General features: G+C 59.1%; 12 protein-coding genes. 2 read left to right on the plus strand and 10 right to left on the minus strand.

Annotated elements, in window-relative coordinates; translation table 11 throughout:
• Nucleotides 1-106: 106 nt before the first annotated feature.
• From GOQ25_RS13440 to GOQ25_RS13460, 5 genes are all read right to left on the minus strand, one after another.
• Nucleotides 107-1,060, minus strand: a complete 954-nt coding sequence (locus GOQ25_RS13440; protein ID WP_160350992.1) for a 2-hydroxyacid dehydrogenase — start codon at nt 1,058-1,060, stop codon at nt 107-109.
• 30 nt (nt 1,061-1,090) lie between these two features.
• Nucleotides 1,091-2,422 carry an MFS transporter gene (locus GOQ25_RS13445; protein ID WP_160350993.1) on the minus strand — a complete coding sequence of 444 codons (1,332 nt, stop codon included), beginning with the start codon at nt 2,420-2,422 and terminating at the stop codon, nt 1,091-1,093.
• Nucleotides 2,423-2,491: 69 nt separating this feature from the next.
• Nucleotides 2,492-3,283 (minus strand): SDR family oxidoreductase, encoded by a 792-nt coding sequence (locus tag GOQ25_RS13450; RefSeq protein WP_160350994.1) that lies wholly within the window; start codon nt 3,281-3,283, stop codon nt 2,492-2,494.
• 63 nt (nt 3,284-3,346) lie between these two features.
• Entirely contained in the window at nt 3,347-4,927 is a 1,581-nt protein-coding gene (locus tag GOQ25_RS13455; RefSeq protein ID WP_160350995.1) for an aldehyde dehydrogenase (NADP(+)), read from the minus strand.
• A gap of 100 nt (nt 4,928-5,027) precedes the next feature.
• A complete protein-coding gene (locus GOQ25_RS13460; RefSeq protein WP_160350996.1) occupies nt 5,028-6,167 on the minus strand; it encodes an iron-containing alcohol dehydrogenase in 1,140 nt (379 codons plus the stop codon).
• Nucleotides 6,168-6,349: 182 nt separating this feature from the next.
• Here GOQ25_RS13460 and GOQ25_RS13465 point away from each other — a divergent pair, with 182 nt between their 5' ends.
• Entirely contained in the window at nt 6,350-7,267 is a 918-nt protein-coding gene (locus GOQ25_RS13465) for a LysR family transcriptional regulator (protein WP_160350997.1), read from the plus strand.
• 378 nt (nt 7,268-7,645) lie between these two features.
• Here GOQ25_RS13465 and GOQ25_RS13470 read toward each other — a convergent pair whose 3' ends face one another.
• The 5 genes from GOQ25_RS13470 to GOQ25_RS13485 form a co-directional block, all read right to left on the minus strand.
• Nucleotides 7,646-7,921: a DUF4148 domain-containing protein gene (locus tag GOQ25_RS13470; protein ID WP_236844292.1), complete on the minus strand. Its 276-nt coding sequence runs from the start codon at nt 7,919-7,921 to the stop codon at nt 7,646-7,648.
• Between the two features lie 74 nt (nt 7,922-7,995).
• Nucleotides 7,996-8,523: a nuclear transport factor 2 family protein gene (locus GOQ25_RS13475; protein WP_160350999.1), complete on the minus strand. Its 528-nt coding sequence runs from the start codon at nt 8,521-8,523 to the stop codon at nt 7,996-7,998.
• Nucleotides 8,520-8,834 (minus strand): carboxymuconolactone decarboxylase family protein, encoded by a 315-nt coding sequence (locus tag GOQ25_RS13480; RefSeq protein ID WP_202109452.1) that lies wholly within the window; start codon nt 8,832-8,834, stop codon nt 8,520-8,522. The genes GOQ25_RS13475 and GOQ25_RS13480 overlap by 4 nt, the downstream gene beginning before the upstream one ends.
• Before the next feature lie 32 nt (nt 8,835-8,866).
• Nucleotides 8,867-9,004, minus strand: a complete 138-nt coding sequence (locus tag GOQ25_RS19400; RefSeq protein WP_202109453.1) for a hypothetical protein — start codon at nt 9,002-9,004, stop codon at nt 8,867-8,869.
• A gap of 37 nt (nt 9,005-9,041) precedes the next feature.
• Nucleotides 9,042-9,773 carry an SDR family oxidoreductase gene (locus GOQ25_RS13485; RefSeq protein WP_160351000.1) on the minus strand — a complete coding sequence of 244 codons (732 nt, stop codon included), beginning with the start codon at nt 9,771-9,773 and terminating at the stop codon, nt 9,042-9,044.
• 248 nt (nt 9,774-10,021) lie between these two features.
• On the opposite strand from GOQ25_RS13485, the gene GOQ25_RS13490 reads away from it, so the two are divergent.
• The gene (locus GOQ25_RS13490; RefSeq protein WP_160351001.1) at nt 10,022-10,984 is read left to right on the plus strand and encodes an AraC family transcriptional regulator; all 963 of its coding nucleotides are present in this window, start codon (nt 10,022-10,024) and stop codon (nt 10,982-10,984) included.
• Nucleotides 10,985-11,096: the final 112 nt, after the last annotated feature.

Consider the following 11,096-nt stretch of genomic DNA (forward strand, 5'->3'; position numbering starts at 1 on the left):
CAAAATTTTCAGTCGATCGGATTGAGGCGCGACACCCGATGCATTGGTACGGCTCTTGATTTCCGAGCGCATAAGCGTGGCGTGGCCACGCGCGTGCCCGCCGCGCCTACCTCGTTGCTACGGCAACTTCCGTAAGCAACGGGCGACCTGCGAAGTAAGCACTCAAGTTTTCGCGTACGAGAGCCCCCATGGCGGCGCGCGTTTCTCTCGTTGCACTCGCTTGATGCGGTTGCAGAATCACATTGTCCAGCTCGCGGAACTCCTGCGCGATATCGGGTTCGTTGTGAAAGACGTCAAGCGCGGCTCCGGCGATCAGACGCTCTCGCAGGTACGTTAGCAAGACAGGCTCGTCCACGATTGCACCCCGGCCCACATTCACTAACATTCCGTCGCGTCCCAAGGCGTCGAGCACAGCTTTTCCGATCAGCCCGCGCGTGTCAGCATCAGCGGACGCACAGATCACAAAGAAGTCCACTTCAGCAGCCAGCGCGACCACATCGTCAAAATAGCGATATGGCACATCGTCGAAACGGCATCGATCGTGATATGCGACATCAAGCCTGAATGCCTCAGCTCGCCTTGCCACTGCGCGCCCCACGCGGCCGAGCCCCAATATGCCAACACGCTTGCCCCATACGCGGGTTGTCAGCCCCGGGCCTCCCTCGGGCCAGCGCCCTTGCCTCACGTAGCTATCACACTGCGGAATACGGCGAGCGCATGCGAGCAACAAGCCAACCGCCATGTCCGCGACATCTTCGGTTAACACATCTGGCGTGTGAGTCACCCGGATATTGCGGTGCCGTGCGTGCGCGAGGTCGATTGCGTCAAGCCCGACGCCAAAGCTCGCGATAAGCTCGAGATCCGGGAGCAAATCCATTGTCGCCGCGTCGACGCCGTGCTCTCCATCCGTCGCCAGCACGCGCACACCTGGCCCGACAGCCCGAAGGAAGCTTACCTTGTCGGATGCTTCCCACAAACGGTGTACGTCATACGATTGTTCAAGAATCGCCATATCGGTCGGCGTATAGGGTCGAACAAGAATCAAGGGTTGCTTGCTCATAAGATGATCATCAATAGAAGGCGTCGGTATCTATCGTCGCTGCGTGCCGCCATCGCGGAAGCGAATGTTGCGTGGTATCGCATAGGCAATGAGTAAAGCCGTCACCGCGCAGGTCAGTGCGATCGTATAGAGACCCATTGATGCGCTGCCTGTTGCCTCCTTGACCTTCCCCACCATATACGGTGCGATGAGCCCGCCGATCTGACCGATCGAGTTAATGAGCGCCACACCCGCAGCGGCGGCCGCCCCCGTCAATACGCGCGCCGGGAAAATCCAGAAAATGCCAAAGGATGCGATCACGCCGGTTGCCGCGATCATCATGCCAATGACGAGAATCATCGTGTTATTTCCGTACGCCGCGCTGAGCACATAGCCGATTGCCGCCGCTAATGCGCATCCGGTCAGGTGCCAGCGGCGCTCACCCGTACGGTCCGAGGTCCTGCCCAACAAAATCGTGCCCACCAACGCGACGACGTACGGCAGCGACGTAATCAGGCCGATCATGAACGGATCATCGGTGCCCGCTGTCTTGATTAGCTGTGGCATCCAGAACAAAAACCCATAGATGCCCATGCACAGCCCGAAATAAATCAGCGAGAACAGGTACGTGACTGGCCGCTTCAGCGCCGCGGCGAACGAATGCGTGCTGTTGACTTGGGGATCGCGCGCCAGGATCTCACTCAGGCGCCGTTTCTCGTCTTGTGTCAGCCACTTCGCATCCTCGACGCGATCGTCAAGCACCAGCAGCACGATCACGCCGAGCAAGATCGACGGCACACCTTCCAGCAGAAACAACCATTGCCAACCCGGCAAGCCCTGCACCCCATCGAAGAACTTGAGAATCGCGCCTGAAACCGGCCCCGCGATAATGCCGCACAACGCGATACTGCCGAAAAACAGATTGTTGATTCGTCCACGTCGCTCGGCGGGAAACCACCGTGTGAAGTAATAGAGCACGCCCGGCACGAAACCTGCCTCCAGTACACCCAGCAGGAAACGCAAGAAGTAGTACGAATTTTCCGAGCGCACGAACATCATCGCGGCCGAGACGATGCCCCACGTAACCATGATCCGCGCGATCCAGAGACGCGGACCCACCTTCACCAGAATGGCATTGCTCGGAATTTCGAATAGCAGGTAGCCGGCAAAAAAAGCACTGGCACCGAGACCATAGGCAGCTTCACTCAGGCCGATATCCGACTGCATCTGCAGTTTGGCGAAGCTGACATTTACTCGGTCCAGGTAAGCGACGACGAAACAGGCGAGAATTAACGGAACAATACGCCAACTGACCTTGTTAAGAATTCTGGCCTCGTCGAGCTGATCGACGGGCTGTTCACCCGCCACCAATGATGCTTGCATTTTGTGTCTCCCATTTGTCTTGTAGTGCTGCTTATAACAACCCACGTCCAACGGCTACACCTGCTCGCGCTAACCACGCCCTATAAAAGGCATTGCGGTCGCCATGACCGTCATGAACTGAACGTTGGCGTCCAAAGGCAGGCTTGCCATGTAGGCGACCGAACGCGCCGCGTGCGACACATCCATCACCGGCTCAAGCGCACGTTCACCGTTCGCTTGAAGTGTGCCGGCGCCCATCTTTGCGGTCATGTCAGTCTGCGCGTTGCCGAAATCAATCTGACAAACCGCTATGCCGTATTGGCGTCCGTCCAGCGCGCAAGCCTTGGTCAAGCCGAGGACCGCGTGTTTGCTGGCGGTGTAATCGGCTGAATGCAATCGGGGCGCGTGCGCGGAGAGCGAGCCGTTATTGATAATGCGCCCGCCGCTAGGGCTTTGTGCGCGCATCTGTCGAAACGCAGCCTGCGTGCAAAGCAGCGTCCCCGTCACGTTGACATCCATTAACTGCTTCCACCGATCGATGGACAATGCCTCTACCGACACCCCTTCCACGCCCAGGCCCGCGTTATTAAAAAGGAGGTCAAGTCGGCCGAACGTCTGCCGCGTAACATCGAACAGTTGCTGCACCGATGCCGGGTCGCAAACGTCAGTGGGCACCGCGATTGCCCGAGCCTTCTCGCCCCCGGCTTCGCAATACTCATGCACCACTTCATTAAGCGCGTCTTCGCGGCGGCTGGCCAGCGCTACGCACCATCCATCGTCGAGCAATGCACGCGTAGTGGCTCGACCGATTCCCGTGCTCGCACCGGTCACGATTGCTACCCGGTTAAACGTCACGCCCTCTTTTGATGTCCCTCTCTCCATGTCATAGCCTCCTCTTGCTGGCGTGCGCGCCAGCGTATTTACTGTGTGGCAGGGCCACTAACGCTACGCAAGCTCGATCTTTCCATCGACGAGACGAGCGACGTGCCAAGGATTAGCTGCCTTTAGCGCCTCGGGTAACAATGCCTCGGGCATGTCCTGATAGCAGACCGGCCGCAAATAACGGCGAATGGCGAGGGTTCCCACCGAAGTCGAGCGACCATCGGCCGTGGATGGATAGGGTCCGCCGTGCACCATCGCATGCGAGACTTCCACCCCCGTGCCAAAACCATTGACAAGCAACCGCCCCGCACGCCGCTCCAGAACTGGCAGGAACGACCGCGCTGCCGGATAATCCGCCTCATCAAGATGCAGTGCCGCCGTCAGTTGTCCCTCCAACGATTCCATCAGTTCTTGCATGGCTTGCAGATCGGGACAACTTACGATCAGTGAAGCCGCGCCGAAAATCTCTTCCCGCAAAAGGGCGTGCTCGCGAAACGCCTCGACGGTGGTCGAAAAGAGCGCGCCCTGTCCCTGGTTCGCGCCGGCAGCCGGCTGCGCGCGCGCCACCGTTTGCACCTGCGGATGCGCAGAGAAGTTCGCTATGCCAGCTTCGAAGGCGCGGTGAATGCCCGGTGTGAGCATCGTTGCGGCCGGCGTACGAACCAATGCTTCCGATGCCGCAGCCACGAACCGGTCGAGCGCTGGCCCTCGCACTGCCAGGATCAACCCGGGGTTCGTGCAAAATTGACCAGCGCCCAGCGTCAGCGATTGCACGAATGCCTGGGCAATGGCTTCGCCACGCCGCTCTAGCGCATGAGGAAACAGAAGCACCGGATTGATGCTGCTCATTTCCGCATATACGGGAATCGGCTCGGGACGCGCAGCGGCGACAGCCATCAGATCCGTTCCTGCAGCGCGCGAACCCGTGAAACCCACGGCCTTGATACGCGGATCGCGCACGAGACCTTGCCCGATTTCGCGGCCGCTACCAAACAGCAGCGAGAAAGTCCCCGCCGGCATACCGCAGTCCTCAACGGCCTGACGGATGGCCTGGCCCACCAGTTCGGATGTGCCGGGATGCGCGGAGTGCGCCTTGACAATCACCGGGCAACCCGCGGCGAAGGCGGCTGCCGTATCGCCACCCGCAACGGAAAAGGCGAGGGGAAAATTACTGGCCCCAAACACCGCGACCGGCCCGAGCGCAATATGCCGCAGGCGCAGATCGGGGCGTGCCAGCGGCTTGCGTTCTGGCTGCGCAGGATCCACACGCACTTCAAGAAAGTCGCCGGTACGCACCACGTCCGCAAAGATGCGCAGTTGCCCAACCATGCGTGCACGCTCGCCTTCGATCCGTGCGCGCGGCAACCCCGACTCGGCCACGCAGCGCTCAATGAGTCTGTCGCCCAACGCGAGAATATTGGCGGCGATCGTATCCAGGAATTCCGCCCGGGCCTGCAAACTCGTTTCGCGGAAGCGATCGAATGCGGACCATGCGAGCTGGCAAGCGTCGTCCACATCCTCAAGCGTGGCGCCGCCGAAACCGGGTTCGAGGCGATCGCCGCTTGCCGCGTCCAATGCATACGACACTCCGTTGGTTCCGCGTCGCGCGCTCTGGCCAATCAATAGATTTCCTGCGATGTCCATTTCCATTTCCTCAATGGGGTAACTCGCCCCTTCGAATGCCCACCGTCGAAAAGCACGTGCGCGCCAGCGCCGCGCATCCCGGCCCTGCCACCCGCGCGCCTCAAAGCGAGGCTTCAAGCATGGCGCGGTAATCCGCCTCGGACGCCTCGCGCGGATTGGTCTTGTGGCTATGGTCCTTGAGCGCGCCCGTGATGATGTCCGGAAACATCGCGGGCGTAACGCCCAGTTGTGCAAGCCCAGTGGGCAAGCCCAGGCGCTGCGTCATCGCGCGCACCGATGAAGCCACCTCATTGCCATTGCTCAGACCCATGGCCATCGCGATGCGATCGAGCTTGTGCTCGTCGCGCACGGAAGGCGCTTCCTGGTTAAAAGCGAGCACAGCCGGCAGAAAGATCGCGTTCAGCGTGCCGTGATGAAGTCGCGGATTGATGCCACCAAGCGAATGGCTCAGGCTGTGCACGCAACCCAGACCCTTCTGGAATGCGAGCGCGCCCTGCATCGACGCGCTCATCATGTTCATGCGCGCGACACGGTCACCTGGCTCTCGCGTGGCACGCTCGATATGCCGCCAGGCGCGCCATAACCCATCTAGCGCGATTCCGTCCGCAGGCGGATTGAATGACGGGGCCAGGAACGTTTCGATGCAATGCGCGATGGCGTCCATACCCGTTGCCGCCGTCAACGCACTCGGCAAGCCCAATGTCAGTTCAGGATCGCAGATCGCAACGCGCGGCACCACGAACGGCGAGAGCACGCCCACTTTGCGGCCATCGTCAAGAATCAGGATCGCGCCACGGCCCACCTCGCTACCGGTCCCCGCCGTCGTCGGGACCGCGATGACCGGCGCGGTTTTCGCGGTAATGTTTGCCGCGCCGCCTTCGATCACAGCGAAGCGCTGCAGCGGACCGTCGTGGGTTGCGCAAACAGCCACCCCCTTGGCCAGGTCAATGGAGGACCCACCGCCCACGGCGATGATGCCATCGCACGCACCGGCCTCATACACCGCCACGGCCTCGCGCACGGCTGCCTCGTTCGGGTTCGGCGGTGTGCCGTCGTAGATCGTTGCGGGCACGGCGCCGGCTAGCGCTTCGAGCACGGTATCGATAATGCCTGCGGCGCGCACCCCCTTATCCGTGACGATCAAGGGTCGGCGTATGCCCACGCGTTCGCACTCACTCTTGAGCAAACGGACAGCACCGAAGTCGAACTGAATCTGCGTGATGTAGTTGATAAGAGGCATGGCAATAAGCTTTAGTTATAATGAATGAATCGATGAAAACAGCGCCGTGGCGTAGGTTGCCCGACCGTTTGGACTCATGCTGCTCTGTGACGCCTGAAATGTCTGCGTGGACCCAGTATAGGAAAAAGGTTGCCGCGCAGTAATTGAGAAGATCTGATACGGGTATAACTTTTCTTCAACCCATGATTCCACCGCTCAATTCCATCGTCTCCCGACTGCACCTGAAGCAACTACGGCTATTGATCGCGCTCGGTGACCACGGATCCCTGTTCAAAGCCGCGCAGCAAGTGGCACTGACACAGCCGGGCGCCAGCAAGGCATTACAAGAAATCGAAACCACCTTCAACACGCCACTATTCAAGCGCACCAATCGCGGGCTCGAACCCAATGAGGCCGGGCATTGCGCGATCCGTTATGCGCGCGTGATCTACACCGAGCTATCGCAGATGCGCGAGGAGATGGTGGGAATCCAGGGAGGGCGGGTGTCGGTCGGGGTCATCATGGGCGCCGTGCCGCTCCTCACCGATGCGATCACGGCGCTCAACCCGGAGCTGTCGGTGGAGATCGTGGAAGACACCAGCGCAGCCCTGCTAAGCCTGATCGACGTGGGCCGTCTAGATCTCGCAATCTGCCGTACGACAATCAGCCAAACGCCACAAATTTACGATTCGCTCAAGCTACAGGACGAAACACTCGCGGTGGTTGCCAACGTGGAGCATCCACTCAGGCGTGAGAAGCGCCTTACGCTACATGATCTCTCGCAATATCGTTGGGTGGTGTATCGCGCCAACATGCCGATGCGCCTGCTTCTCGAGCGCGAGTTTCGGGACGCCGAAATTCCCTTCCCAAGGCATCTGCTCGAAACGACTTCCGTGTTCGCCACTTTGGCGATTTTGCGCAGCAATCCGTCATTCGTCGCTCTCGTGTCCATCGACGTCGCGCAGTTTTTCGCGCGCCACGACATGACATGCATCCTTTCGCTGGAGCTGGCCTCCCGCAGTGAGCCCTACGAGCTCGTCACGCGAAAAGGCGCGTCGCTCTCACACGGAGCACAACTGCTAATCGAAGCGCTGAGGCGGAACCAAGACATCAATCATTGAAGTGCGCGCTCGAACCGGAGATCGTTCCTTCTGATCCAAACCAATTCTCTGGGTCAGAGCCAGTTCTGCTGGTTAATCAGCCGCGTGGCGGACATCCATGACCGACGCCAAGATCAATGAAGCGCCATCCATCACGGGTGTGCTGATACATGGCTTAGGCAGTATTCAATGTGATCTCGGGGCGCTTTTGAAAGCGCTGCAACGCTTGAGCAATCTCGGTCAGACCCCGATTTGTCGGGTCACAGCACGCGACATGAAGACCTGTAGGAGGGCGAGCTGTAATGGGGCCAGGCGCGGCCTGATATTCTGGCGCGCGCCCGGAAGCAAAGAACGACGGCCGCCTCCCCGCGCCATGCTCCCGACCCACGTCGGCCCGCATCAGCGCATAGGTTTCGCTGAGGGCGGGTAGTCCAACTCGCCGAATGTGACCAGTCCAGCCGCTTTAGCTTGCAACAGCTCTTCGCGTACCTGACTCGTGGTTTTGCCGGGCCCATTTTGGCAGGCTCGGATCACCGGTTGTTCGCTATCGTCCTCGATTGCGTTGCAGACGTTTGCGCGGTGGGGCTCACGATCGTCCGATTCGCCGGGCTGTGCCTGGGCGTACGATCCAAAGCTGATGACGGCGGTGAGGAAAAAGGCTTTCAAATTTTTCATGACGACTCCCATACAGAGTGCGTGTCGCAGCACCCTATCCGAATAAAAAGTAAATATCGATATGCGCGCTCGTTTCAGGGCTTGCGCATCAATCTGTCGAGATTCCAGGTATCGAGAAACGCGAGGACTCCGGTGACCTGACCATTGGCCATCGTCAGATACCACGCATACGTGTTCTCGTAGGAAGTCCCGTCCTTTGCGGTGGCAACGCCATCCCAAATGACGACGACCTGGTCGCCTTGCGCCACGATATGCCTGACTCTAGGCGTGATCGAACCCAACAGTTGGGCGTGAATGGGTTGCACCGCCTGCTCGACCAAGGCACGCTTGGACTCATATACGTTTGATACCGGGCTGACACCTGCCACTTCCCAATTCGCATCATCCGACAGCAGATCAAACATACTGCCTTCGCCTCTGGTCCACTTGTCGAATGAATCCGCGATCAAAGACGCATTGCGACTCTCCTGTGTTGAAGGCGTCGAGGTGGCTTGCGCCACGCCCGGGCCCACCGCAGCCACTATCAATGCCAGCGCGCCTACGGCAAAGTCCCGAATCAGCGAGACGCCAGTCCGCAACGATCCGTCGTGGCATGGAGTCATTTTTGCTTACCTCCGGGCGTGACGGCATGCTGTGCGATCACTTTGGACAGCGCCTGAGATGCGGCGATAGCCCGCGGGAAGCCTGAAGTGACTGTCACAAGATAGATCGCCTCTTTGAGCTCCTCAGCAGGAACGCCAATGTTTAGGGCATACCCGGCGTGCACACTCATCATGCCGGTCTCTCCCATCGCGGCGAACGCAGCGACTGCGGCAATCTGCCGGGTGCGATCGTCCAGTACTGTGCGGCCCCAAACATCACCCAAGGCGTAGGCCTCGGTGGCATCGGCCAAAAACGGGAATTCGCTTCTCATGGCCTCCAGCACCGGTTGGCTGTTGCCTCGATTCAATTTTTTATCACGGCACTACCCTGATCGCGTCGAGCTTGCAGATCGCCCGTATCGGCCATCGCGGTTGTGGCCAGAGTGAGAACCATCGCCAGCGCCATCGGCACGCTGCGCGTCACGAGCTTGAGTGTTTTCATAAGATTTCCTTTTCAGTCAGGTAGGCGAGCGGTGCAGTCAGGCGCTCGCGGTGGGACGCACCACGATGTCGCTGGTGTCGACGCCGTCGGGCTGATTGATGACATGCGCGATAGCGGCTGCAATGGCCTCGGGCTTCAAGGCAATTTCACGAAACTTCTTCATCGCTTGGGCGGCGACCTCGTCCGTGATGGTGTCAGCCAGCTCCGACTCGACGACTCCTGGATAAACGCAGGTCACTCGCAGCTTGTCGTTCTCCTGACGCAATCCGTCAGAGATGGCGCGTACCGCGTACTTGGTGGCGCAGTACACCGCCGCCGTCGGGACGACCGACAAGCCACCTATCGACGAAATGTTGATGATTTGCCCGCTGCCGCGCGCCGTCATCGACGGCAGTACGGCTGCAACGCCATACAGGACGCCGCGAATATTCACGTCTATCATCTGGTCCCATTCATCGACCTTAATTGCGCTCATCGGCGACAGCGGCATCACACCGGCATTGTTGATGATGACATCGATGTGTCCGTAGCGCGCGAGCGCCACATCAGCAAAGGCCTGCACACTGGCACGTTGCGTGACGTCAAGCGCGTGAACGTCGACCCGGCCGCCCTTTGCGCGTATCTCCGCGGCAAGACGTTCGAGTCTATCGCTACGCCTTGCCCCTATCACGAGTTGATGACCTTGGCTCGCGAGATAGGTGGTGCAGGCCGCGCCTATGCCACTGCTCGCGCCCGTCAGCAGAATGATTTTTCCTGGTTTAGTACTCATGGGTAGCCCTCTCTGGCAGTTAGACGGTTCGGTCCTGAATCAAGCACGATGCCTGTCGCGCCATGACCGTCATGCTACGGAAAAGGGGCCCTCTCGCTAAGGTTCGTTTCTATTCGATGTTTGCCTAAACCTATTTTCCTGCTCGCTTTTAAGTACCAGGCACGCCTATTCCTTGACGCTTTGCTATCATCCTCTACACCTGCCAATGACGCGAATACGAGGGGAATATGGCAACCCAATTAGCGCGGATGGTCGCATTGACCAAGCAGCTCGCCCCTGCAGAGGGCTACACCGAGACGCTGCTCAATGGCGTCACGATAATGCGCAGCAACCGCCCGTTGACACACACTCAGGCTCTGTATGAGCCGAGCATCGTTATCGTGCTGCAGGGTCGTAAACAAGGCATGCACGGGGGCAAGTTATACGTCTATGACGCGCAACACTATCTGGTACTTTCGGTACCTTTACCCTTCACTACAGAGACACACGCCAGCGAAGCAGAGCCGATGTTGGGCATTACCTTACGTATTGACCCGAGCATTACAGCGGAGTTGTCCGTGGCCATCGAAGCTGAAGAATCGCCCCACTCGGTACCGGCTACACTCTACGCCACAAGGCTGGACGACAAACTGCAAGACGCCACGCTACGCTTGTTGGAAGCGCTCACGTCGCCGCTCGAAGCTAAATTGATCGGACCGTCCATATATCGCGAAATCACTTATCGCGTGCTCATCGGCGAACAGGGCGGGTCTCTGCGAGCGGCCTTTCAGCAAGGTACAAATTTTGGCCGTATCGCAAAGGTACTCAGGCGCATTCATACCCAGTACGATCTCGATCTGGATGTCGCCACCCTGGCTGGCGAAGCGCACCTGAGCGTACCCGCCTTTCATGCGCACTTCAAGGCCGTTACAGCGACCTCGCCCATTCAGTACATCAAAGCGATACGCCTACATCAAGCCCGTATGATGATGATACGCAATGGAATAAGCGCGGGCAGTGCAGCCGAGCAGGTGGGCTATGAGAGCCCTTCGCAATTCAGCCGCGAGTTCAAGCGTCAGTTCGGCCGCAGCCCCACTGACGAAGTGCGCCATCTCAAAGAAGTTATGGCATTAACGCCGGCGACGCACCGTCGCGAAAACAGCAGGCGCACTCAACATCGATACCCACACTTGCGTGAAACAGCAAGAACGCTCCCAAAACTGGCTGGATAACAAAAAGCGGCTCTACATCATAAACGGGGGACGACCAGCATTCATTAGACTTGTTTTTGCGAAGAACCTGTCTAAAGGAAACAATGCTGATGTCCCCTATCGATTCTATCCT

The organism is Bordetella sp. 15P40C-2 (assembly GCF_009763235.1).
Taxonomy (GTDB): domain Bacteria; phylum Pseudomonadota; class Gammaproteobacteria; order Burkholderiales; family Burkholderiaceae_B; genus Bordetella_A.

Bases quoted from the DNA above. Each gene is read 5' to 3' on its own strand.
- GOQ25_RS13460 (WP_160350996.1), bottom strand. From the start codon at position 6,167: ATGCCTCTTATCAACTACATCACGCAGATTCAGTTCGACTTCGGTGCT.
- GOQ25_RS13485 (WP_160351000.1), bottom strand. From the start codon at position 9,773: ATGAGTACTAAACCAGGAAAAATCATTCTGCTGACGGGCGCGAGCAGT.
- GOQ25_RS19400 (WP_202109453.1), bottom strand. From the start codon at position 9,004: ATGAAAACACTCAAGCTCGTGACGCGCAGCGTGCCGATGGCGCTGGCG.
- GOQ25_RS13480 (WP_202109452.1), bottom strand. From the start codon at position 8,834: ATGAGAAGCGAATTCCCGTTTTTGGCCGATGCCACCGAGGCCTACGCC.
- GOQ25_RS13490 (WP_160351001.1), top strand. From the start codon at position 10,022: ATGGTCGCATTGACCAAGCAGCTCGCCCCTGCAGAGGGCTACACCGAG.
- GOQ25_RS13440 (WP_160350992.1), bottom strand. From the start codon at position 1,060: ATGAGCAAGCAACCCTTGATTCTTGTTCGACCCTATACGCCGACCGAT.
- GOQ25_RS13475 (WP_160350999.1), bottom strand. From the start codon at position 8,523: ATGACTCCATGCCACGACGGATCGTTGCGGACTGGCGTCTCGCTGATT.
- GOQ25_RS13465 (WP_160350997.1), top strand. From the start codon at position 6,350: ATGATTCCACCGCTCAATTCCATCGTCTCCCGACTGCACCTGAAGCAA.
- GOQ25_RS13455 (WP_160350995.1), bottom strand. From the start codon at position 4,927: ATGGACATCGCAGGAAATCTATTGATTGGCCAGAGCGCGCGACGCGGA.
- GOQ25_RS13445 (WP_160350993.1), bottom strand. From the start codon at position 2,422: ATGCAAGCATCATTGGTGGCGGGTGAACAGCCCGTCGATCAGCTCGAC.
- GOQ25_RS13450 (WP_160350994.1), bottom strand. From the start codon at position 3,283: ATGGAGAGAGGGACATCAAAAGAGGGCGTGACGTTTAACCGGGTAGCA.
- GOQ25_RS13470 (WP_236844292.1), bottom strand. From the start codon at position 7,921: ATGAAAAATTTGAAAGCCTTTTTCCTCACCGCCGTCATCAGCTTTGGA.